24 protein-coding genes are annotated in these 20,689 nt (G+C 42.5%); 17 read left to right on the forward strand and 7 right to left on the reverse strand.

The window, feature by feature from the left end; all coding sequences use genetic code 11:
- The first annotated feature begins 4 nt into the window (after positions 1 to 4).
- From ACRHOZ_RS18555 to ACRHOZ_RS18605, 11 genes are all read left to right on the forward strand, one after another.
- Positions 5 to 370, forward strand: coding sequence for a cupin domain-containing protein (locus ACRHOZ_RS18555; protein WP_420401809.1), 366 nt, complete (start codon positions 5 to 7; stop codon positions 368 to 370).
- Between the two features lie 17 nt (positions 371 to 387).
- Positions 388 to 1,320 (forward strand): 2-hydroxyacid dehydrogenase, encoded by a 933-nt coding sequence (locus ACRHOZ_RS18560; protein ID WP_431128930.1) that lies wholly within the window; start codon positions 388 to 390, stop codon positions 1,318 to 1,320.
- A gap of 9 nt (positions 1,321 to 1,329) precedes the next feature.
- Complete coding sequence (locus ACRHOZ_RS18565; protein ID WP_431128933.1) at positions 1,330 to 1,746, forward strand: response regulator transcription factor; 417 nt, start codon at positions 1,330 to 1,332, stop codon at positions 1,744 to 1,746.
- 98 nt (positions 1,747 to 1,844) lie between these two features.
- On the forward strand, positions 1,845 to 2,351 hold the full coding sequence (locus ACRHOZ_RS18570) for a DUF4199 domain-containing protein (protein ID WP_431128936.1): 507 nt from the start codon (positions 1,845 to 1,847) through the stop codon (positions 2,349 to 2,351).
- Between the two features lie 69 nt (positions 2,352 to 2,420).
- Complete coding sequence (locus ACRHOZ_RS18575; protein ID WP_431128939.1) at positions 2,421 to 2,876, forward strand: DUF1801 domain-containing protein; 456 nt, start codon at positions 2,421 to 2,423, stop codon at positions 2,874 to 2,876.
- 1 nt (position 2,877) lies between these two features.
- The gene (locus tag ACRHOZ_RS18580; RefSeq protein WP_431128942.1) at positions 2,878 to 3,264 is read left to right on the forward strand and encodes a VOC family protein; all 387 of its coding nucleotides are present in this window, start codon (positions 2,878 to 2,880) and stop codon (positions 3,262 to 3,264) included.
- A gap of 52 nt (positions 3,265 to 3,316) precedes the next feature.
- Positions 3,317 to 3,754, forward strand: a complete 438-nt coding sequence (locus ACRHOZ_RS18585; protein ID WP_431128944.1) for a DUF4870 domain-containing protein — start codon at positions 3,317 to 3,319, stop codon at positions 3,752 to 3,754.
- A 102-nt stretch (positions 3,755 to 3,856) separates the two neighbouring features.
- Complete coding sequence (locus ACRHOZ_RS18590) at positions 3,857 to 4,186, forward strand: ArsR/SmtB family transcription factor (protein ID WP_431128947.1); 330 nt, start codon at positions 3,857 to 3,859, stop codon at positions 4,184 to 4,186.
- The gene (locus ACRHOZ_RS18595) at positions 4,183 to 4,680 is read left to right on the forward strand and encodes a DUF6428 family protein (RefSeq protein WP_431128950.1); all 498 of its coding nucleotides are present in this window, start codon (positions 4,183 to 4,185) and stop codon (positions 4,678 to 4,680) included. Before ACRHOZ_RS18590 ends, ACRHOZ_RS18595 begins: the two co-directional genes overlap by 4 nt.
- 12 nt (positions 4,681 to 4,692) lie before the next feature.
- Positions 4,693 to 5,184, forward strand: coding sequence for a GNAT family N-acetyltransferase (locus ACRHOZ_RS18600; RefSeq protein WP_431128953.1), 492 nt, complete (start codon positions 4,693 to 4,695; stop codon positions 5,182 to 5,184).
- Positions 5,185 to 5,284: 100 nt separating this feature from the next.
- Positions 5,285 to 5,707, forward strand: a complete 423-nt coding sequence (locus ACRHOZ_RS18605) for an arsenate reductase ArsC (RefSeq protein WP_431128956.1) — start codon at positions 5,285 to 5,287, stop codon at positions 5,705 to 5,707.
- A 63-nt stretch (positions 5,708 to 5,770) separates the two neighbouring features.
- Here ACRHOZ_RS18605 and ACRHOZ_RS18610 read toward each other — a convergent pair whose 3' ends face one another.
- From ACRHOZ_RS18610 to ACRHOZ_RS18625, 4 genes are all read right to left on the reverse strand, one after another.
- A complete protein-coding gene (locus ACRHOZ_RS18610) occupies positions 5,771 to 6,790 on the reverse strand; it encodes a carboxypeptidase-like regulatory domain-containing protein (protein WP_431128959.1) in 1,020 nt (339 codons plus the stop codon).
- Positions 6,783 to 8,582: a GNAT family N-acyltransferase gene (locus ACRHOZ_RS18615; RefSeq protein ID WP_431128962.1), complete on the reverse strand. Its 1,800-nt coding sequence runs from the start codon at positions 8,580 to 8,582 to the stop codon at positions 6,783 to 6,785. The genes ACRHOZ_RS18610 and ACRHOZ_RS18615 overlap by 8 nt, the downstream gene beginning before the upstream one ends.
- A gap of 76 nt (positions 8,583 to 8,658) precedes the next feature.
- Positions 8,659 to 9,906, reverse strand: a complete 1,248-nt coding sequence (locus ACRHOZ_RS18620) for an aspartate kinase (protein WP_431128965.1) — start codon at positions 9,904 to 9,906, stop codon at positions 8,659 to 8,661.
- A 17-nt stretch (positions 9,907 to 9,923) separates the two neighbouring features.
- A complete protein-coding gene (locus ACRHOZ_RS18625) occupies positions 9,924 to 10,418 on the reverse strand; it encodes a GNAT family N-acetyltransferase (RefSeq protein ID WP_420401795.1) in 495 nt (164 codons plus the stop codon).
- A 113-nt stretch (positions 10,419 to 10,531) separates the two neighbouring features.
- On the opposite strand from ACRHOZ_RS18625, the gene fbp reads away from it, so the two are divergent.
- Positions 10,532 to 11,533: a class 1 fructose-bisphosphatase gene (fbp, locus tag ACRHOZ_RS18630; RefSeq protein WP_431128969.1), complete on the forward strand. Its 1,002-nt coding sequence runs from the start codon at positions 10,532 to 10,534 to the stop codon at positions 11,531 to 11,533.
- Positions 11,534 to 11,535: 2 nt separating this feature from the next.
- Here fbp and ACRHOZ_RS18635 read toward each other — a convergent pair whose 3' ends face one another.
- Positions 11,536 to 11,958 carry a TerB family tellurite resistance protein gene (locus ACRHOZ_RS18635; RefSeq protein ID WP_431128972.1) on the reverse strand — a complete coding sequence of 141 codons (423 nt, stop codon included), beginning with the start codon at positions 11,956 to 11,958 and terminating at the stop codon, positions 11,536 to 11,538.
- 108 nt (positions 11,959 to 12,066) lie between these two features.
- On the opposite strand from ACRHOZ_RS18635, the gene ACRHOZ_RS18640 reads away from it, so the two are divergent.
- Both ACRHOZ_RS18640 and ACRHOZ_RS18645 read left to right on the forward strand, forming a co-directional pair.
- On the forward strand, positions 12,067 to 14,529 hold the full coding sequence (locus ACRHOZ_RS18640; protein WP_431129042.1) for a ligase-associated DNA damage response DEXH box helicase: 2,463 nt from the start codon (positions 12,067 to 12,069) through the stop codon (positions 14,527 to 14,529).
- 25 nt (positions 14,530 to 14,554) lie between these two features.
- On the forward strand, positions 14,555 to 15,052 hold the full coding sequence (locus ACRHOZ_RS18645; RefSeq protein WP_431128975.1) for a gliding motility-associated C-terminal domain-containing protein: 498 nt from the start codon (positions 14,555 to 14,557) through the stop codon (positions 15,050 to 15,052).
- A 31-nt stretch (positions 15,053 to 15,083) separates the two neighbouring features.
- Here ACRHOZ_RS18645 and ACRHOZ_RS18650 read toward each other — a convergent pair whose 3' ends face one another.
- Both ACRHOZ_RS18650 and ACRHOZ_RS18655 read right to left on the reverse strand, forming a co-directional pair.
- Positions 15,084 to 15,380: a putative quinol monooxygenase gene (locus tag ACRHOZ_RS18650; RefSeq protein ID WP_431128978.1), complete on the reverse strand. Its 297-nt coding sequence runs from the start codon at positions 15,378 to 15,380 to the stop codon at positions 15,084 to 15,086.
- 8 nt (positions 15,381 to 15,388) lie between these two features.
- Positions 15,389 to 15,991, reverse strand: a complete 603-nt coding sequence (locus tag ACRHOZ_RS18655; protein WP_431128981.1) for a nitroreductase family protein — start codon at positions 15,989 to 15,991, stop codon at positions 15,389 to 15,391.
- A 99-nt stretch (positions 15,992 to 16,090) separates the two neighbouring features.
- Here ACRHOZ_RS18655 and ACRHOZ_RS18660 point away from each other — a divergent pair, with 99 nt between their 5' ends.
- The 3 genes from ACRHOZ_RS18660 (at position 16,091) to mfd (ending at position 20,579) form a co-directional block, all read left to right on the forward strand.
- Positions 16,091 to 16,426, forward strand: coding sequence for a winged helix-turn-helix transcriptional regulator (locus ACRHOZ_RS18660; protein ID WP_431128984.1), 336 nt, complete (start codon positions 16,091 to 16,093; stop codon positions 16,424 to 16,426).
- Between the two features lie 24 nt (positions 16,427 to 16,450).
- Positions 16,451 to 17,086, forward strand: a complete 636-nt coding sequence (gene pdeM, locus ACRHOZ_RS18665) for a ligase-associated DNA damage response endonuclease PdeM (protein ID WP_431128987.1) — start codon at positions 16,451 to 16,453, stop codon at positions 17,084 to 17,086.
- Positions 17,087 to 17,213: 127 nt separating this feature from the next.
- Positions 17,214 to 20,579: a transcription-repair coupling factor gene (mfd, locus tag ACRHOZ_RS18670; protein WP_431128990.1), complete on the forward strand. Its 3,366-nt coding sequence runs from the start codon at positions 17,214 to 17,216 to the stop codon at positions 20,577 to 20,579.
- Positions 20,580 to 20,689 lie beyond the last annotated feature (110 nt).

Here is a 20,689-nt window from a genome sequence, read left to right on the forward strand (position 1 = left end):
ATCTATGAAACCCATTAACCTTAGAGAAAAACATGCAGAGTTTACCAAGCAGTGGCACCCCCATCAAATTGCGGTGGTGGACGACATGCAGGTACTCCTCGCCAAATTGCAGGGCGAGTTTGTTTGGCATGCCCATGAACATGAAGATGAATTGTTCCAAGTAATAAAGGGTACTTTATACATGCAGTTCAGGGATCGAACCGAGATTGTGCAGGAAGGGGAGATTATTGTGGTCCCCAAAGGAGTGGAGCACAATCCCAAAACCAAGGATGGTGAAGAAGTGCAAGTACTCCTTTTTGAAAAATTGAGTACCGCACATACGGGCAGTGTGCAACACGAAAAAACCCAAACTGTTTATCCAAAAATTTAGGAAACCATAATTGACTGATGAAAGTTCTTCACCTTGATACCAACCATCCCTTGTTATTAGAGCAATTTTCAGAATTGGGTTTTGAAAATGACGAGGATTACCAATCCACCAAGGAACAAGTTGAAAAGAAAATCCATTTATACGATGGTATCGTTATCCGCAGCAGGTTCACCATAGACCAACAGTTTTTGGACAAGGCAACCAACCTAAAGTTCATTGGTCGTGTGGGTGCCGGACTGGAAAATATTGATACCGCTTACGCCAAACAAAAGGGTGTTTTCCTAGCCTCTGCCCCAGAAGGTAACCGTAATGCCGTTGGCGAACACGCACTTGGAATGCTCCTATCCCTGATGAACAAGATGAACAAGGCCAATAGGCAGGTGAAGAAAGGTAAATGGGACCGTGAGGGCAACCGAGGTGTAGAATTGGAAGGCAAGACCGTAGGAATCATAGGATACGGAAATATGGGGAAGGCCTTTGCCAGAAAGCTAAAGGGTTTTGACGTAGAGGTTATTTGCTACGACATAATTGGGGGAGTTGGTGATGAAAATGCGAGACAAGTCGGCATTATGGAGTTTCAACAAAAATCAGATGTAGTAAGCCTGCACGTTCCCCAGACCGAGCTTACCTTAGGCATGGTCAATTCTGAATTTATTGAAGGTTTCCACAATCCCTTTTGGCTGATCAATACGGCCCGGGGAAAATGCGTGGTTACGAAGGACTTGGTGGAAGGCTTAAAATCTGGAAAAGTACTGGGTGCGGGATTGGACGTTTTGGAGTACGAAAAAAAATCCTTCGAGAACATGTTCGCCCAAAAGCCCAAAGCCCTTAAATATCTCCGAAAGGCCAAAAATGTACTCTTGACTCCACATGTTGCCGGTTGGACCGTGGAAAGTAAAATAAAGCTGGCACAGACCATTGTTGACAAAGTCAAAGACAGATTTTGTTAATTTTAGTGGGTGAAGAAAACCATCTTTGTTTTTTCCGCATTAATTGTTGCCTTGCTCGTATTATTTCAGCTTGGCAAGTATTCTTACGTTTCCGGTAACCTCTCTATAGAAATTGGCATCGCCGTTGTGGCCGTGGTTTTTTTTATTATCGGAATTTACATTAACAAAAGGACCTTGAACCAAGAAAGGCAGACCGCCAACCCAATTGATTCCGAGAAGATAGAAAAATTGGGGATAAGCAAAAGAGAGTACGAGGTATTGGTTTGCATTTCCAAAGGGCTGTCCAACAAGGAAATTGCCGACCAACTTTTCGTTTCCGAAAGTACTATCAAAACGCATGTCTCCAACCTCTTGGTAAAACTCGATGCCAAACGGAGAACACAGGCCATTCAAAATGCCAAGAATCTAAAGATTTTGGCCGCCTAGTTGAATTTTTATTCAATTATCAGCTTTTTGGTACTTTAGTATGAGCACCTTATTGGCCTCCTAACCTACTTTTAGCTCAACCAATTAAAGCAACATCTATGAAAAAAACAGTATTCCGCTATGGATTTTATGGAGCACTAACCATTTGTCTGCTCTTCTTGATAAGTTGGTACGGATTTCGTGATTTGTCCTTTTCCACACAGGAAGTAATTGGATATGCTTCCATGGTCATTTCCCTGGGCTTTGTCTATTTTGGGATCAAGCATTTTAGGGATAAGGAGAACCACGGAAAGCTGAATTTTAAAAAGGCCTTGACCGTAGGTGTGCTGATCAGTTTGATCACGGCCGTGGCCTTTGGCTTATTGGACGTTTTGTTCACCGAAGTGTTGGAACCTGAATTTATGGAAGAATACTACGAAGCCACAGTCAAAAGTATGAGGGATTCACTCCCGCCTGATGAATTTGAAGCACAGCTTGCAGCAATCGAATCGCAAAAGGAAATGTTTTCAAATCCCATATTTTCTTTTGGACTCATGGCCATGACCGTTTTTGTAATTGGATTTATCATTTCGCTGATCTCCGCGCTGATCTTGCAACAAAAATAGGTTTGCATTCCAAGTTTTAGATAACCTTAACCTTTGTCAATTGTTAATTGTTAATTGTTAATTGAAATTATGACAATAGATGCCAAAACCCCTGATGAATACATCAGTAAACTCCCAGAAGAACGAAAAGCGGCAGTATCCAAATTAAGGGAAACTGTAAGGGACAACCTCCCTAAGGGATTTGAGGAGTGCATAAGCTATAAAATGATTGGCTATGTGGTTCCACATTCGCTATATCCTGGTGGATACCATTGCGACCCAAAATTGCCATTGCCCTTTATCAATATCGCATCGCAAAAACACTTTGTTGCGCTCTATCATTCCGGGATTTATGCCGATAAAGCATTGTTGGATTGGTTTGTGGGGGAATATCCAAAATATGTGAAGACCAAACTGGACATGGGCAAGAGCTGTATCCGATTCAAAAAGATGGATACCATTCCCTATGATTTGATTAAGGAATTATGTCAAAAAATGAGTCCGGAAGCTTGGATTCAATTGTATGAAAAAAACGTAAAAAGGTAATATGAAAAACAGAGTTACAGGAATTGGGGGCTTTTTCTTTAAGACCAAGGATCCCAACCAAATAAAGGAATGGTACAAAACCCATTTAGGATTGAACACCGACCAATATGGGTGCACTTTTTGGTGGAAGGACAAAGAGGGCAAGGACTGCTCCACCCAATGGGGTCCATTCAAAGAAGACACCACCTATTTTCAACCCAGTGAAAAGCAGTTTATGATGAATTTTAGGGTAGAAAATCTAGTGAAATTGCTGGCGGTCTTGAAAGAAGAAGGGGTAACCATTGTAGGAGAGGTGGAAGAGTACGACTATGGTAAATTTGGATGGATTCTGGATCCTGAGGGCAACAAATTGGAACTCTGGGAGCCTGTTGATAAAGCTTTTCTATAGATATTGATTTATTTGTTACATTTAAAACACAATTAACCAACACATTAAAACAATGTCTGAAGAAAACAAAGATTTGGGAGATAAAGCTGAAGAAGCTTTTGACAACGCAAAGGAAGCAGCCAAAGAAGCTGCAGAGGATGTAAAGGAAGCCGCTCAAGAATTCAAGGAAGATGTCAAAGAGGCCTTTGATGCGAACAATCCGGAAAGCGGAAAGACCGTAGCCATTCTTGCCCACATTACCTTCTTGGGATGGATTATTGCCATTATCATGAACAGCAGCAATAAATCGGAACTGGGTTCATTCTATATTAGACAGACCCTGGGAATTTTCTTAATTGGAATTTTATCCGTCATCCCCCTTCTCGGTATTTTGGTTGGACTTTTCTGCTTTGTGCTTTGGATTGTTAGTTTGATAAATGCCATAAATGGATCTCAAAAGCCCATATTTCTTGTTGGAGATTTGTTCCAGAACTGGTTCAAAGGATTATAAAAAGGTTATCAAAAAGCTAGGAAAATGTTTCTTAGCTTTTTTATTTAAAGGTTTTATCGTAATATTGCAATATAATATTATAATTGTCGTTTCATTATATATATGGGAGTTTCCAAAACACACATATTTTCAGTTTCGCAAAACGAACTGGCCCGGGCAGCCAAAGTGTTGGCACATCCGGCCCGAATTGCCATTTTGGAATACATCAGCCAACAAGAAAATTGCATCTGCAATGATTTAGTGGATGTAATTGGGCTTGCACAACCCACTATCTCCCAACACCTCAACGAAATCAAGAAAATTGGACTCCTAAAAGGAACTTTTGAGGGGAAAAACCTTTGCTATTGCATTAATCAGGAACGCTGGGAGGAACTGCAACAGTCTTTCAATGCGTTTTTTTCAAATATTAACCAAAACTGTTGTCAGATATGAATACATCAGAATTTATTTCATTATTAAAACAGCATCAAGACAAAAGCTTGTTGTTTGAATATACCCCTGGAAAATTGGTTGGAGCCAATTACCATATCACCGAGGTAAAGAACATTACCATAGACTCCGTGGATTGCGGAGCAGGTACTGAATTCTGGAAGGAGACCATTGTTCAATTATGGGAAAGCCCAAAGGAAAAAGACAAAAGGGACTTTATGTCTGTCTACAAAGCCTTATCCATCCTTAACAAGGTAGACCGCATCAAACCTATGGTTCAAGATGCCGAAGTCAAGATTGAATACAGCAACGAAACTTTTCACACCGCCCAACTTTTTGTGGAGGATTATACACTAGATCAAAAGACATTAACTTTGAAGCTCTCTGTTGAAAAAACAGATTGCAAGGCCAAAGAAACATGCGGGGTTGAGGTAAAAGGGAATAATGCCGTGCTGGAAGCCTCTGCCGGGTGTGATCCTGAAAGTGGTTGCTGTTAACCCACAGATTCCATGAACATACGCGAAATGAAACCATCGGACTGGGAGCAAGTTTCCCAAATATATTTGGAGGGAATAGCTACCGGTTTTGCCACATTTGAGCAACAAATCCCAAGCTATGAGGCTTGGGATAATGCTCATGTGGAACAATGCCGATTGGTTGCGGAGGTCGATGGTAAAATCCAGGGCTGGGCGGCACTGTCACCCGTATCCAGCAGATGCGTTTATGGCGGGGTTGGAGAAGTCAGTGTGTATGTAAGTGCAAAAAGCAGGGGAACGGGCGTGGGCCAATTATTAATGGAAAGTCTCATAACGGCAAGCGAAGCAGCGGGTTATTGGACCATCCAATCGGGAATTTTCCCAGAAAACGAAGCCAGTATCAACTTGCATAAAAAAGTGGGGTTTCGATTTATAGGAAAAAGGGAACGCGTAGGCAAAATAGATGGCATCTGGAAAGACAACCTCTTGTTCGAGAAAAGAAGTAAAACCATAGGAATAGATTAATCAATGCCAATGTCACATTGAGCGCAGTCGAAATGGCATTGGTAGAACAAACGCAAACTGTCCACCTCTCGACTGCGCTCGAGGGGACAAATCAAAGAAAATGAAAAACGTATTGGTCCTTTGTACCGGAAATTCGTGCCGAAGTCAAATGGCACATGGTTACCTAAACTATTTTCAAGATTCCCTGGCAAATGTATACAGTGCAGGAATCGAAACCCATGGACTTAATCCTGGGGCAGTGTCCATTATGAAGGAAGATGACATTGATATTACCCATCATACTTCAAATCATGTGGACGAATATGAGGGAATTGCCTGGGACTATATCATTACCGTGTGCGATCACGCAAAGGAAAATTGCCCCTTTATCCCTGCTCCAAATGCAGAGCGCATCCACCACAACTTTTTTGACCCCTCCAAGGTAGAGGGGACACCAGAGGTTAAACATGCCGCTTTCCTAAAGGCCAGGAACGAAATAAAGGAGTTCTGCACCAATTTTGTGAAGGAAGAATTACTAAACTAGACTCAGATAAATCTAGTTTGTTTAAATGGCGGTTGGGGCTTGTCCTTCTGCCATTTTCTGTTTTTAAAGGCCATAGTCAATGGGTAGCATATCCCCAATTCTGGAATCTGCCATGTATCCTCCAAAAACCAATTCCTTAAAGGGGGAGCAACCTCCATACCGATCCAAGGAAAACACAGTTTCCGGATTCTCGATATTTAAAGTAGAGCGATAGTATCCTTTTTTCTTGTGATAAATCACAAACTGCTCCCCTAAAAACTGGATGTTCCTAAAATCTTCCAGAGAATCATTTTTGACCACAAACATTTCAGTTGTTGGAATGTTCTTGAACTTTTTCCGTAGCTCAAAATTCTGATGAAGAAGATTACCTTTCCAACAGGAACGCATAAAGTGCATTCTGGAGCCCTCATAAGCATTTTTCCTTCGTCTTAGCACCCTGTAGTTATTGGAGGCCACATCAAAAAATTGGGCAGACCCCTCATAGACCGTATGGAAGATATTATCGATGCGCTTAAGACTGGTGCTCTTAAAATAAATTTTGAACTGTTCAATTTCAAAGGATATTCGATAGCCCAAATAGTCGTTTTGAACAATTAATGGCCGATCACTGTAGGCCGTTAAGGTGTTGTTGTAGGTGTTAAAAAATAGACGGATATCCTCTTCGTTGACAATGCTGCTATTCTTGCCCCCTTTGGTATCGCCCAAAAATTCAAGTCGAAAAACCTGTAATTTCTGCTTTCTGGAAAAAGGGTCAGCGGTCACAATAATTTCATCCAAGCTTTCAGCCTCCTCGGTCAAGACGATACGAAGAAGTGCGGTTGCTTGTGGCCGAACCAACTTTTTGGTTTTATAGCCCAAATGTCTGATCACTAACACCGCATTGCTACCAGAAAGGGCAGGAATCTGAAACTTCCCTTCAATGTCGGTAATGGTGCCAACAGCACTGCCATCATAATACACGGAGGCTCCTGTGATGGGTTCCTTGGTCTTGGAATCCAACACCAGGCCGGAAATTTCTTGGGCCGCACCACTCAAAGACCCCAATAGAAGTACAATGAAAAGAAGGAAATTTAGCTTAACCATTGCCCAGTTTCCTTTCCAATTCGGCCTGGAACTCCTCCATTACAGGTTTCACGGTGCTTTCCGGTAAATCCGCAATTCGAATATACATGAGTCCGTCCACCGAGTTGTTGAACAAGGGATCCACATTAAACGCCACCACCTTTGCATTTTGTTTGATATACTTCTTGATCAACACAGGCAACCTAAGACTTCCAGGTTCCACCTCACTGATCAATTTGTCAAACTTATTGAGGTCCGCCTGGGTTTCATCAAACACAAACTCCTTGTCCGCATCCTTCAACTGAACCTTAAACTCCTTTTTGGGCCTAACGTATTGGGCCACATAGGGATCCCAATAGTTGGACTTCATAAACTCAATCATCAGGGATTTGGAAAAGTTGGAGAATTGATTGCTAATACTAACTCCCCCAATCAAATATTTGTGTTCCGGATGTCTCAAGGTGGTATGCACAATTCCCTTCCATAGCAAGAACAAGGGCATGGGTTTTTGCTGATACTCCTTTACAATATAAGCTCTTCCCATTTCGATGGATTGCTCCATCATGCCATAAAGCTCTGGCTCAAATCGGAATAAATCCTGAAGGTAAAATCCATCGATCCCATACTTCTTGAAGATTTCCGTACCCAATCCCATTCGGTAGGCCCCAACAATGCATTTATCCTGATCGTCCCAAAGAAACAAATGATGGTAGTACGAATCAAAGCCGTCAAGATCTATGGCATTATTGGTCCCCTCTCCTACTTCCCTAAACGTAATTTCACGTTGCCTTCCTATTTCATTCAGAATAAATGGCATGTCCTTCTCCTGGGCCAAATACACCTCGTAGTTTTTGCTTTGCAATAAACGGCAATCCTTCTCACGCAATTTTTCTATCTCTCCCTGTAGTACTTGAGCGCCAACCTGGGTTGCAATTTTCTTGGGAGGTTTGGGAATCTTCAGTGTTGTGGGCACCTTGTCTATAAGCCGTTCCTTTTCAAAAACATTGGCCAACAAATAGGTCTTTTTCCTAAGCAATTCTGCAAATGATTGCAAAGTTGGTTCTTCGTTTTGTGTTTTTACAGAGATGGGTTGACCAATCCGAACCTTAATGGGACGCCTACTTTGCGAGGTCAATTCCGAAGGCAATTTAGCCGTGCGGAATACATCGTTCATTTTGGACAGCTTGTAAAAAAGCCGACTGTTCCGCGCATGGAAATAAATGGGAACCACAGGCACCTCAGCTTTGCGAATCAGTTTGAGTGCCGCCTCTTCCCAGGGTTTGTCCACAACCAGTTTTCCATCCTTATAAGTGGACACTTCCCCAGCAGGAAAAATCCCCAAAGGATGACCGGCCTGCAAATGCAAAAGTGCATTTTTGAACCCCATAATGCTGCTCTTGGCATCCTTGTGGTTTTCAAAAGGATTGACGGGCATGATGAAGGGCTTTAAAGGCTCTATGCGGTGCAAAAGAAAGTTGGCAATGATGCGGAAATCCGCCCGTTGCTGCAACATTAGTTTTAACAGCAATACCCCATCAATTCCACCCAACGGGTGATTGCTTATGGTAATATAAGGTCCAGTTTTGGGTAGTCGCTTTAGGTCTTCTTCAGGAATCTCAAAGTCAATTTCGTAATGCTCTAAAATAGCATCCAAAAACTCCGTTCCCTGCAACGATTTGTTCTTGTTGTAAAATCTATTTATGCTGGTAATCTTGGTGGCCACCATCAGCAACCATCCTATAAAGGTTCCTAAAAAGCCATATTTGTCCAGATTGATGACCTTTGCAACCTCTTTCGCAGAAACCAGCCCCATAAGCTAAATATTAGGTAAGCATAAAGATAGAAAAATACCAATATTGGCACGGCCTTACCTCATCATTTGGGAAACATTATTTTACAACGAGCTGAACTGTCTCTTTTCCACGTTGTTCCACCAAAACGGATCGTCCATTTTCCAGGGATTTCACCGCGTTATCATCAAAATGGCGGATCGTATAAAGGGAAACATCTTCGTGACAAACCACTTTAAACTTTCTTTTCAACTCATCCAACATGGGTTGTAGCCCATTGAACTTGTTGTCCAAACAAACTGAAAAACTAATCGCGGAATTTTGGATTAGATCCACTTTCATCCGATGGTCGTGGAGCAACTTGAATATTTCGCTGATATTGTTCTCCACAATAAAGGAGAAGTCCAGTGAAGAAAGTTTGATCAGTACCTGGTTCTTCTTCACAATAAAACAAGGCACCTTGGGAGATATCCCTACCCCTTTGCCCACGGTGGTTCCATCGTTTGTTGGGTTAACAAAGGATTTAACGTGCAAAGGAATCTCTTTGCGTTGTAAAGGCTGAAGGGTTTTGGGGTGGATTACGGAAGCTCCATAAAATGCCAATTCTATAGCTTCGCGGTACGAGATTTTGTCCAGCAATTGGGTTTCATCAAAATTCCGAGGGTCGGCATTCAGCACTCCAGGCACATCCTTCCAAATGGTCACGGAATCCGCATTGAGGCAATAGGCCAAAATAGCTCCCGTATAATCCGAACCCTCCCTTCCAAGGGTAGTGGTAAAATTATTATCATCGCTTCCCAAAAAACCTTGGGTAATATAGAGTTTGGAAGTGTCCAGTTTGGATACCTGCTCTTGGGTCCGTTCCCAGTTAACCTTGGCGTCCCTATAGCTATTATCCGTCTTGATTAAGTTGCGCACGTCTTGCCAAATATTGGGCAATCCAACTTCATTTAGGTATTCACTAATAATAGTGGTAGAGACCAATTCACCATAGCCCACCACCTGGTCATAAACAAAGGCATTTTTGGGGGACTTGTTCCAGGCAAGAAAGCCTTTCACTTCCTCAAAAAGCGTTTTTACCTTCCCATAAACTGGATGATTTTTATTTTCGAACAGCTCTGAAAGGATGGTTTCATGATATTCCCAAACCTCTTGTATACTAGAAGATAATTGACCCTTACTGTTAAAATAGGCGGCCACTACCTTTTCCATGGCATTGGTGGTTTTTCCCATGGCAGAAATCACGACCAAGGTGTCTTCATGGCCAACTTCTTTTAGAACTTTGACGACATTTTTCACCGCCTCGGCGTCTTTGACCGATGCCCCTCCAAACTTGAATACTCTCATTAATTACTTAGCTATGGTTATATGGAAGATTCTTCCAGTTTTTCTACATATGTTTTGATGCCATTTTCATTCAGATGAACCACATCCCAGTCCCTTTTAACGTCGGCACCCTTGTTCTCATAAAATGCGATGGCAGGGTCGTTCCAATCCAACACTTCCCAAGATATTCTTTTGACGCCCAAACGGTGTCCGTATTTCACCACCTCGTCCAAAAGAGCAGTCCCCAGACCACTTCCGCGCATTTCTTTGGACACAATTAAATCCTCCAAATGCACTATGGGTCCCTTCCATGTTGAATATCGAGGGTATATAAGAGCAATCCCTACAACTTTGTCCGCTTTCTCCGCCACAAAGCAATGGAACATTTTTTTGTCTCCAAATCCATCCCTTACCAATTGTTCCACGGTAACCTCAACGGCTTCAGGTTCTTTTTCAAACAATGCCAACTCTTGGATCAGTTCCAAGACTTGCACCATATCTTCTTGCCGAGCATCTCGAATTGAAAATCCCATATTGTTACAAATAAAACTCAAAGTTATAAATTTCTAAATCTTTATGGTAGCGAAAACGATATAGTTTCACAAAATGCACGATATTTGCGCTCAAATAAAACAGTGCTGCATATATGTCCAGTAAGAACAAAACCCTAGGCGAATTTATCATTGAAAACCAGACAGAGTTTAGGTATTCCACGGGGGAACTTTCCAAACTGATCAACGCCATTAGATTGGCTGCAAAAGTTGTAAATCACGAAGTTAACAAGGCTGGATTGGTCGATATTCTAGGAAGTGCCGGTGACACCAATATCCAGGGGGAAAACCAGCAAAAATTGGACGTTCTTGCCAATGAAAAGTTTATCCAGACTTTAAAAAACAGGGAGATTGTTTGCGGTATTGCTTCGGAAGAGGAAGATGATTTTATAAGCATCAATAGCCAGGATGAAAACCATCAGAACAAATATGTGGTGCTCATTGATCCCTTGGACGGGTCTTCCAATATTGACGTCAATGTTTCGGTAGGAACCATATTTTCCATTTATAGAAGAGTAACCCCTGTGGGAACGCCGGTTACCCTTGAGGATTTTCTTCAACCTGGCAAAAATCAGGTGGCTGCAGGATATATCATCTACGGAACTTCCACCATGTTGGTCTATACCACGGGGCACGGAGTCAATGGATTCACACTAAACCCTGCCATTGGCACCTTTTACCTGTCGCACCCCAATATGCAATTCCCAGAAACGGGAAAAATCTACTCCGTAAATGAAGGAAACTACATCCACTTTCCACAGGGTGTAAAAGATTATATCAAGTATTGCCAAAAAGAGGAGGGCGACAGGCCATATACCAGCCGATATATTGGTTCACTTGTCTCCGATTTTCATCGGAACATGATCAAAGGCGGAATTTATATGTATCCCAAGAGCAGTAAAGCGCACAAAGGCAAGTTGCGTTTGTTGTACGAATGTAACCCCATGGCATTTTTGGCAGAGCAGGCCAATGGCAAAGCTAGCGATGGTTTTCAGCGCATCATGGAAATCCAGCCAACGGAATTACATGAACGTGTCCCGTTTTTCTGTGGCAGTAGAAAAATGGTGGAAACGGCCGAGGAGTTTATGCAATCCTAGGCCTACTTGTTAAGTAGATACTGATAATCCTCAAAAGCTATTCTTCCAGTAAAAATAGCAATGGATTTCTCAATGATCTCTTCTGATTTTTTTGATGGGAAACCTAGACCAACAGCATATTTTTCAACCATTTTTCTTTCCACTTCATCTATTTCATGGTCGGAAAAAATGATTTGAAAAAAGTCGAACAAACGCATAAGCCTTTTTTCTCCGCTATGTGGAGTTTCAATAGGATACTTGTTCTCCTTTTTCATAACCTCCTTATACTCGGCATCTGTAATACCTAATTTAAAGGCAAACTTATCCAATGATGCCTTTTCCTGGGGGTTTATTTCCCCATCAACGGCAGCCAAACTTGCCAAAGTGGCAAAATGGGCTAAATTTCTTCGTTGTTCTCCGTGCTCGTATAAGTCTAAAATGGGCATATCCTAAAATTTGTTCGGCAAATATAAATCTTAAACCAAGGACGGTAAAATTATCCCCGAAAGAAATTGTAATTTTCTTTCCGCTAGTCAATTTCACATCCAAATCCACTGAAAAAATCCGAGCTTTTTCATATTGCCCAAGAATGGTTCCATCAACAAGGATGGAAACCTTTTGCGTTCCAGAAACAATCTTGGGAAGCTTTTTTGAATGGGAAGCACGGACTGCTGAACGCCCCTACGGGTAGTGGTAAAACCTATGCACTTTGGTTTCCAATTGTCTTGGACTACATCCGAAAAAATCCCTACTATAAAACCAAACACAAAAAGGGACTAAAGGCCATTTGGATCACCCCTTTGCGGGCGCTTTCGCAAGAAATTAAACAATCTGCAGAGCGCATCACACAGGACTTGGGCACCCAGATGACCGTGGGCATACGAACCGGAGACACCTCCACCGCAGAAAGGGCCCGACAGAAAAAGAGCATGCCGGACCTGTTGATCACCACCCCAGAAAGTCTTCAACTCTTGCTTTCGGCCAAGGGCTACGACAAAGTGTTTAAAAATTGTGCCGCCGTGGTTGTGGATGAATGGCATGAGCTTTTAGGTTCCAAAAGAGGAGTACAAATGGAATTGGGGCTTTCCCGCTTAAAAACCATTTGCACGGATTTACGCATTTGGGGTATTTCGGCAACCATTGGTAATTTGGAACAGGCTAGGGAAGTTTTGCTGGGACCTACTAGTGAGGCCCTGTCCAATTCCGTATTGATCAAAGCCAACCTCAACAAAAAAATCACCGTAAAAAGTATCATCCCCAAAAAGATGGAAACTTTCCCTTGGCGCGGGCACTTGGGCCTTCATCTTTTGGAAGAGGTGGTTCCCATAATCAACAAGAGCAAAACCACATTGTTGTTTACCAATACCCGAGGCCAGTGCGAAATTTGGTTTCAGAAAATCCTGGAAAAACACCCCGAATACGCTGGGGAGATTGCCATGCATCATGGAAGCATTAACAAGGACACCCGGCTATGGGTGGAACAGGCCATCCGAAATGAAAGTTTAAAAGCCGTGGTCTGTACGTCTAGTTTGGATTTGGGTGTGGACTTTGCCCCCGTGGAAACCGTAATCCAGATTGGTGGCCCAAAAGGTGTGGCCCGATTTCTTCAACGAGCAGGACGGTCCGGGCACAGACCAGGCAAGGAAAGCGTCATCTATTTTTTGCCCACCCATGCCATTGAGCTCATTGAAGCATCTGCTATGCAAAAGGCCGTTTTAAATGCGGCGGTGGAAGACCGGATACCCTACTTGAACAGTTACGATGTATTGATACAATACCTAACCACCTTGGCGGTTTCTGACGGTTTTTATCCAGATGAGATTTATAATGAGGTGAAGCAAACCTTTTGTTACCAAACCCTGACCGAAGAAATTTGGCAGTGGTTATTGAACTTTTTAGTGATGGGAAGCCAGAGCCTAAAAAGCTATGACGAATACAAAAAAGTAGAGGTAGATACTGATGGAAGATTTAAAGTAAACAGTTTAGCCATAGCCCGAAGGCATCGATTTCAAATAGGAACCATAGTTGGGGATGCAAGTTTGTCCGTTCGCTACCAAAAAGGCGGTTACATCGGCACCATTGAAGAATCTTTTATCTCGAAAATGACTCCAGGGGATGTCTTTACGTTCGCAGGTCGGAATCTGGAGTTCATAAGAATCAAAGGCATGACCGCGCAAGTGCGAAATTCCTCCAAGCGGAGCAATAAAATCCCATCTTGGATGGGAGGTCGTCTGAGTTTTTCTGCTAAAATGTCCGAGTTGCTGCGGCAAGAATTGTATACCGCAGAACTTCCGCTTGCCGAGCAAGCCATAGAAATCAAATCGCTGACATCCATGTTTGCCAAGCAACGTGAAGAAAGCATTGTGCCGCAACCCCATCAACTATTAATAGAGACATTCAAAACCAATGATGGATACCATCACATCTTCTACCCTTTTGAAGGTAGGGCCATTCACGAAGGGATGAGCAGTTTGCTGGCCTATAGGATTAGCCTACTCTCCCCTATTACTTGCTCCTTGGCCTTCAACGATTACGGTTTTGAATTGCTGTCGGACAAACCCATAGACATCCAGGCGGTTTTGGACAATGATCTCTTCACCCCGGAATATATGCTTTCCGACCTTCAGAAAAGTTTAAACTCCAATGAAATGGCACGACGGAAGTTTCGGGATATTGCCGTAATCAGCGGAATGGTGTTCACGGGTTATCCTGAGAAAGGCGTAAAAATGAAGCACCTGCAAAGCAGCTCCCAACTGCTGTTTGATGTCTTCAAGGATTTTGAAGATGACAACCTACTCTACCAACAGGCATTTACCGAGACCTTTGAACATCAATTGGAGGAAGGTAGATTGCGATTGGCCTTGGAGCGAATTGCCCAACAAGAGGTGGTTTGGAAGCAGTGCAACAACCCAACTCCCTTTTCATTTCCCATCATTACAGATCGTCTTAGGGAAAAACTGTCCAACGAAAAACTGGCCGACCGTATTAAACGGATGACCAGAATTCTGACTAAATGAAATACCTTTATCCAAACTAATTTCCATGATTCTCCAAAAAGCCAAATTTTACATCTTCTTCATGCTATTGTTTTCCCTTTTTTCCTGTAAAAATGACGATTCTGGGAGTGGTCAATTTATATGTTGTACCAACGAAATTGATGGGAATGTCAACAATTTAAATGACATTCCAGAGTTGGCAGAACTGGATGACATTGAAGTATTTAACTGGTTTACCCCAAACGGAGACCGTGTCAATGATGCCTTTGCTATCGCGAATATCCAACTTTACGAAAACCACAAGGTTCAAATCTTTAGATTGAATGGCGATATGGTGTTCGAATCCGAAAACTACGCTGGCGGAGACAATTCAACTTGGTTTACGGGTAATAATCTTCCTCAAGGGAGCTATGAGTATAAAATTGTGATAGAAAACGAATCTGTTTTTCTTCTACGAGGATATCTCTGTCTAATTAAGAACCCACAAGAAAACTTTACTTTCGAACCTGGATGCAGACCACTCTTGGACCCAGTAATTAATTAACAGAACCCTATAGGGTTGCTATAATGAAAAACTAATCAACCAGCGTCATCTCGTGCAAAGCAAAATCCTCAACTGCACCTTCGGTGGCTTCCATATAGGCCGCAATATGCGGATTGTCCATATGCTTTTGCCATAGTTCCCTTGTTGTCCAATTCTCATAAAACAAGAACAGATTTTCATTTTCATTGTCTTGGTGCAGGTCATAATTGATGCACCCCTCTTCTTCCCTGGTAGGGGCAATGAGTTTTATTAATTCCGATTTAACCAATTCCCGTTTTTCAGGTTTTGCCAAAATTCGGGCTACGATTGTTAATTGCTGATTTGCCATGTTGTTCTTTAGTTTATGGTTGTTACTACATCATTTAATGCTCTTCGGGATTTTGGATTCTTTGATGGCTGATTGAAATCATCCTCGTCCCTATATCCGATAGCTACGCCCACCAATGCATGATAGTCTTCTGCACCCAAAATCTGGTTATATTTTTCGGGCTCAATTCCCTCCATGGGTGTGGCATCTATCCCCATGGACGCGCAAGCTGAGAGAAACACGCCCAAAGCCAAATAGGTTTGGCTATCAAACCAGGCCTTGATTTGCGTTTCCGGTTGTGGTTTTAAAAACTGCTTGTAATATCCCACAGCCGGCTCTGGCAAGGTTTCTTCAATTTGTTTCTCAAACATGGGAACCGAATCGATTCTACTGAAAACAACCAAGGTGTCGCAATCCAATACTTTTGGTTCGTTAAAATAAGACGCTTTGGCCAATTTGGCTTTGGTGGCCTCTTCCCGTACAAAGGTAAACTTCCAGGGCTGACTGTTAATGGAAGAAGGGCTTAATCTTACAATTTCTTTCAGCTCCTCGATTTTAGCGGAATCTATTTTACGTGTTGCGTTATACTTCTTTGTGGTATAGCGTTCTTGCATGGCATTGATAAAACTCATATTTTTATACTATATTTTTTATAGTTACAAAACTAACTATAGTAAATAGTTCATGCAATAACGGTCAAAAAGGATAGTATCGTGTTTAAAATTTAGACCATGTATACCGTAAAAGGCAAAACCTACCCCTGCTGCACCAGCCTTACCATGGGTATAATTGGTGGGAAATGGAAATCTGTCATTCTTTATTATTTATTGGACGGCCCACTACGTTACAACGAACTTTTGAAAAAAATAAATGGGGTAACAGAAAGAACCTTAAGCCTTCAGTTGAAAGGTCTGGAAGAGGATGGGGTTATCAAACGAAAAGTGTATACTTCCAAACCGCCCTTGAAGGTAGTGTACTCCTTAACGGAATTCGGTGCCACGCTAACCCCACTCCTACGCTCAATAGCCAAATGGGGTGATTTTGTGGTGGAAAACCATGCGGACTGAGATAAGCATGTATCTTAGCTTATTGTGAAGAACCTTTCGGTAAAAATCCAAAATCAAACTTTTCTACTACATCCACTTGGAGGTATGTTCTGGGAAGAAAAATCCATGTTGCTGATCAGCGACGTGCATTTGGGGAAGGTTGCCCATTTTAGAAAATTCGGTGCCGCGGTTCCCCGAAAGGCCATTCATAAAAACTACGTGCTACTCGATCAAATTGTATCGGATTTTGAACCTTTTCAAATTTGCTTTTTGGGTGATTTGTTTCACTCCACCTTGAACAAGGAATGGGAACTCTTTGAAAATTGGGTGGCCAAAACGCCTTCGGAGATTGTTCTGGTTGCAGGGAACCACGATATTATCTCACCCCATAAATTTGAGCATCTTGGCATTCCCATTTTCCAAGAACTGATTATGGATGATTTCCTTTTGACCCATCACCCTGAAGAACGCGAGGGTTATTTTAATTTTTGCGGGCACATCCATCCAGCCGTCAAACTTAAAGGGGGTGGCAGACAAACGCTACGTTTGGCTTGTTATTTTAAAACGAAAAACCAACTTGTTTTTCCCGCTTTTGGGGCATTTACGGGCACCCACACCTTGAAACCCAAAAGAGGGGACGACGTGTTTGTAATTGTGGAGGACCAAGTAGTGAAAATTTAGGTTTCTTATCTCCTTCCACTAGAAAATTATCGCATAGGGCAACGTCCTTTGGAACGCCACTGAGAAATACCCTTGAACCATTGTACGCAAACTTCCATCCCATTATATTTGCAGCAAATTTGTTGGATTGACCAAATCGTCCATTTCCCAACTCTTTGAACAGTCTCCCCAACTAGGGAAACTGCGGGATGCTATTGCTCCAAACCAAGATGCAACTGACCCCATAGCCGTCAAAGGTCTTACCGGCTCTGCCCTTTCCTTTGTCATTTCCTCTACCTTCCAAGAAGCGGAGGTTCCTTTTTTGGTTCTGTTGAACGACAAGGAGGAAGCGGCCTATTACCTCAATGATTTGGAACAGTTGGTGGGTGAAAAAAATGTCCTCTTTTATCCTGGTAGTTATCGCAGACCTTATCAAATTGAGGAGACGGACAATGCCAATGTGTTGCTTCGTGCTGAAGTGCTCAACCGAATCAACTCTCGCAAAAAACCAGCAATAATCGTCACCTATCCCGATGCCCTTTTCGAGAAGGTGGTTACACGAAAGGAGTTGGACAAAAACACCTTAAAAATCAAGTTGGAGGATACGCTGTCCCTTGACTTTTTAAACGAGGTGCTGTTTGAATACCAGTTTAAAAGGGTTGATTTTGTCACGGAGCCTGGGGAGTTTTCGGTACGTGGCGGGATTGTGGACGTGTTTTCCTTTTCTCATGACGAGCCCTACCGTATTGAGTTTTTTGGGGACGAGGTAGACAGTATCCGAACCTTTGATGTGGAAACACAGCTGTCCACGGATAAGGTGAAACGAATCACCATTATTCCAAATGTTGAGAACAAATTTTTGCAGGAGACCCGGGAGAGCTTCCTAAAATATATTTCACCCAAAACCGTCATCTTTTCCAAGAACTTGGATTTGGTCTACTCTCGAATCGACTCTTTTTTTGAAAAAGCAGAGGACAGCTTCAAGCAATTGAGCCAGGAGATCAAACATGCCCAACCGGAAGAGCTGTTTGTGACTTCGGATTTGTTGAGAGGGCAACTAGCGCATTTTAAATTGGTAGAGTTGGGGGCAAAACACCTCTCGACTGCGCTCGAGGTGACCTTCAATACCAAACCACAACCAGCTTTCAATAAAAAGTTTGACCTGTTGATTGCAAACCTTAATGAAAATCATGAGGCAGGTTTTACCAACTACATCTTCTGTTCCACGGAGCAGCAAGCCAAGCGATTCCATGATATTTTCCAGGATATTGAGGAAGAGGTTCACTACAAAACTCTAGTCTTCCCCATTTATCAGGGTTTTGTGGATTCCGATCTTAAACTGGCATGTTATACCGATCACCAAATATTTGAACGATATCACAAGTTCCAGCTCAAAAATGGGTATGCCAAAAAACAGGCCATTACCCTAAAAGAGCTTAACAAACTGGAAATTGGGGATTACGTAACCCATATAGATCATGGTATCGGAAAATTTGGCGGGCTTCAAAAGATTGATGTTGAGGGCAAAAAACAAGAGGCCATAAAATTAGTCTACGGAGACCGGGACATTCTGTATGTAAGCATTCACTCGCTACATAAAATATCCAAGTTTAATGGCAAGGACGGTGCTGTTCCCAAAATTTACAAACTGGGCTCAGCGGCCTGGAAAAAATTAAAGCAAAAGACCAAAAGCAGGGTCAAGAAAATTGCTTTTGACCTCATCAAGGTCTATGCAAAACGTCGTTTGGAAAAAGGATTTCAATATGCGCCTGACAGTTATTTGCAACATGAACTGGAAGCCTCATTTATTTATGAGGACACCCCTGATCAGGAAAAATCCACCCAAGACGTAAAAAAGGATATGGAAAGTGAGAGGCCCATGGACCGATTGATTTGCGGGGATGTGGGCTTTGGAAAAACCGAAGTGGCCATACGGGCGGCTTTTAAGGCAGTGGACAATGGGAAACAGGTTGCGGTTTTGGTCCCCACCACCATTTTGGCCTTCCAGCACAACAATACATTTAAAAAGCGATTTGGAGAACTTCCGGTGACCGTTGACTACCTGAATCGCTTTAGAACGGCCAAGGAAAAACGGGAAATTTTGGAGCGCTTGGCCCAAGGTAAAATAGATATCATCATTGGCACCCATCAGTTGGTGAACAAAAATGTGCAGTTCAAGGATTTGGGTCTTTTGATCGTAGATGAGGAACAGAAATTTGGGGTGGCCGTAAAGGACAAGCTCAAATCCATTAAAGAAAATGTGGATGTGCTTACCCTTACCGCAACGCCCATTCCTCGAACCCTGCAATTCAGTTTGATGGCGGCTCGGGATTTGTCCGTGATCAATACACCTCCTCCCAACCGCTATCCGATTGAAAGCCGCGTCATCCGATTTAGTGAAGAGATTATTCGCGATGCCGTTTCCTACGAAATCCAACGTGGAGGACAGGTGTTTTTTATCCATAACCGCATTGAAAATATCAAGGAGGTTGCCGGGATGATCCAACGTTTGGTCCCTGATGCCAAAATCGGTATTGGACATGGGCAAATGGAGGGAAAAAAGTTGGAGCAATTGATGATGGCCTTTATGAATGGGGAATTTGATGTACTGGTATCCACCACCATTGTGGAAAGTGGTTTGGACGTGACCAATGCCAATACCATTTTTATCCATAATGCCAATAATTTTGGTTTAAGTGACCTTCACCAGATGCGAGGCCGAGTGGGAAGAAGCAATAAAAAGGCCTTCTGCTTTTTCATTACCCCGCCTTACGAGGTCATGACCCCAGATGCCCGAAAACGTATTGAGGCCCTGGAGCAGTTTACGGAATTGGGTAGTGGTTTCAACATTGCCATGAAGGATTTGGAAATTCGTGGAGCAGGAGATTTATTGGGTGGCGAACAGAGTGGTTTTATCAACGAGATAGGTTTTGAGACCTATCAAAAAATATTGACCGAGGCCATTGAGGAGTTGAAGGAAAATGAATTCAAGGAATTGTACGAAGAGGTAGAAGGTGAAAAGCCCAAAACTTATGTGAAGGACACCCAATTGGATACTGATTTTGAACTCCTCTATCCAGACGATTATATCAATAACATTACTGAACGCTTGAACTTGTACACCCAACTGAACGAAGTTCAGGATGAGGAGGGACTTCAAAAGTATGAAGCCGAGCTTGTGGATCGTTTTGGGGAACTGCCTCCTGAAGCAGTAGATCTATTGAATTCTGTAAGAATCAAGTGGATCGCCAATACAATTGGACTGGAAAAAGTGGTGTTGAAGAAAGGCAAATTCTTAGGTTATTTTATTGCCGACCAACAATCCGATTTTTACCAAAGTCCCGCTTTTACCCAAGTGCTGCGCTATGTGCAGTCCAACCCAAGAAGTTGCCAACTCAAGGAAAAACAAACCCGTAATGGTCTGAGGTTGTTATTGGTTTTTGACGGCATCAATTCTGTAGAAAAAGCTCTTGGAGCATTAGAGCCTTTTCGCCTTCAAGAATCAGTAGCGTAATTCAAATTATCTCTGTGTTCGGAATTAAAGTGCAATAACCTTCAATCCAAATTTGATTGAATTAATCGCCAGTAACATAGTTATTTTTCCTACTTTTTTATTTAATTCGC

The organism is Flagellimonas flava, assembly GCF_050617915.1.
Lineage (GTDB): Bacteria > Bacteroidota > Bacteroidia > Flavobacteriales > Flavobacteriaceae > Flagellimonas > Flagellimonas flava_A.

What these genes read in the sequence shown, in the direction of transcription:
- ACRHOZ_RS18555 (WP_420401809.1), top strand. Translation starts at nt 5, where the DNA reads ATGAAACCCATTAACCTTAGAGAAAAACATGCAGAGTTTACCAAGCAG.
- ACRHOZ_RS18560 (WP_431128930.1), top strand. Translation starts at nt 388, where the DNA reads ATGAAAGTTCTTCACCTTGATACCAACCATCCCTTGTTATTAGAGCAA.
- ACRHOZ_RS18570 (WP_431128936.1), top strand. Translation starts at nt 1,845, where the DNA reads ATGAAAAAAACAGTATTCCGCTATGGATTTTATGGAGCACTAACCATT.
- ACRHOZ_RS18575 (WP_431128939.1), top strand. Translation starts at nt 2,421, where the DNA reads ATGACAATAGATGCCAAAACCCCTGATGAATACATCAGTAAACTCCCA.
- ACRHOZ_RS18580 (WP_431128942.1), top strand. Translation starts at nt 2,878, where the DNA reads ATGAAAAACAGAGTTACAGGAATTGGGGGCTTTTTCTTTAAGACCAAG.
- ACRHOZ_RS18585 (WP_431128944.1), top strand. Translation starts at nt 3,317, where the DNA reads ATGTCTGAAGAAAACAAAGATTTGGGAGATAAAGCTGAAGAAGCTTTT.
- ACRHOZ_RS18590 (WP_431128947.1), top strand. Translation starts at nt 3,857, where the DNA reads ATGGGAGTTTCCAAAACACACATATTTTCAGTTTCGCAAAACGAACTG.
- ACRHOZ_RS18595 (WP_431128950.1), top strand. Translation starts at nt 4,183, where the DNA reads ATGAATACATCAGAATTTATTTCATTATTAAAACAGCATCAAGACAAA.
- ACRHOZ_RS18600 (WP_431128953.1), top strand. Translation starts at nt 4,693, where the DNA reads ATGAACATACGCGAAATGAAACCATCGGACTGGGAGCAAGTTTCCCAA.
- ACRHOZ_RS18605 (WP_431128956.1), top strand. Translation starts at nt 5,285, where the DNA reads ATGAAAAACGTATTGGTCCTTTGTACCGGAAATTCGTGCCGAAGTCAA.
- ACRHOZ_RS18610 (WP_431128959.1), bottom strand. Translation starts at nt 6,790, where the DNA reads ATGGTTAAGCTAAATTTCCTTCTTTTCATTGTACTTCTATTGGGGTCT.
- ACRHOZ_RS18615 (WP_431128962.1), bottom strand. Translation starts at nt 8,582, where the DNA reads ATGGGGCTGGTTTCTGCGAAAGAGGTTGCAAAGGTCATCAATCTGGAC.
- ACRHOZ_RS18620 (WP_431128965.1), bottom strand. Translation starts at nt 9,906, where the DNA reads ATGAGAGTATTCAAGTTTGGAGGGGCATCGGTCAAAGACGCCGAGGCG.
- ACRHOZ_RS18625 (WP_420401795.1), bottom strand. Translation starts at nt 10,418, where the DNA reads ATGGGATTTTCAATTCGAGATGCTCGGCAAGAAGATATGGTGCAAGTC.
- fbp (WP_431128969.1), top strand. Translation starts at nt 10,532, where the DNA reads ATGTCCAGTAAGAACAAAACCCTAGGCGAATTTATCATTGAAAACCAG.
- ACRHOZ_RS18635 (WP_431128972.1), bottom strand. Translation starts at nt 11,958, where the DNA reads ATGCCCATTTTAGACTTATACGAGCACGGAGAACAACGAAGAAATTTA.
- ACRHOZ_RS18645 (WP_431128975.1), top strand. Translation starts at nt 14,555, where the DNA reads ATGATTCTCCAAAAAGCCAAATTTTACATCTTCTTCATGCTATTGTTT.
- ACRHOZ_RS18650 (WP_431128978.1), bottom strand. Translation starts at nt 15,380, where the DNA reads ATGGCAAATCAGCAATTAACAATCGTAGCCCGAATTTTGGCAAAACCT.
- ACRHOZ_RS18655 (WP_431128981.1), bottom strand. Translation starts at nt 15,991, where the DNA reads ATGAGTTTTATCAATGCCATGCAAGAACGCTATACCACAAAGAAGTAT.
- ACRHOZ_RS18660 (WP_431128984.1), top strand. Translation starts at nt 16,091, where the DNA reads ATGTATACCGTAAAAGGCAAAACCTACCCCTGCTGCACCAGCCTTACC.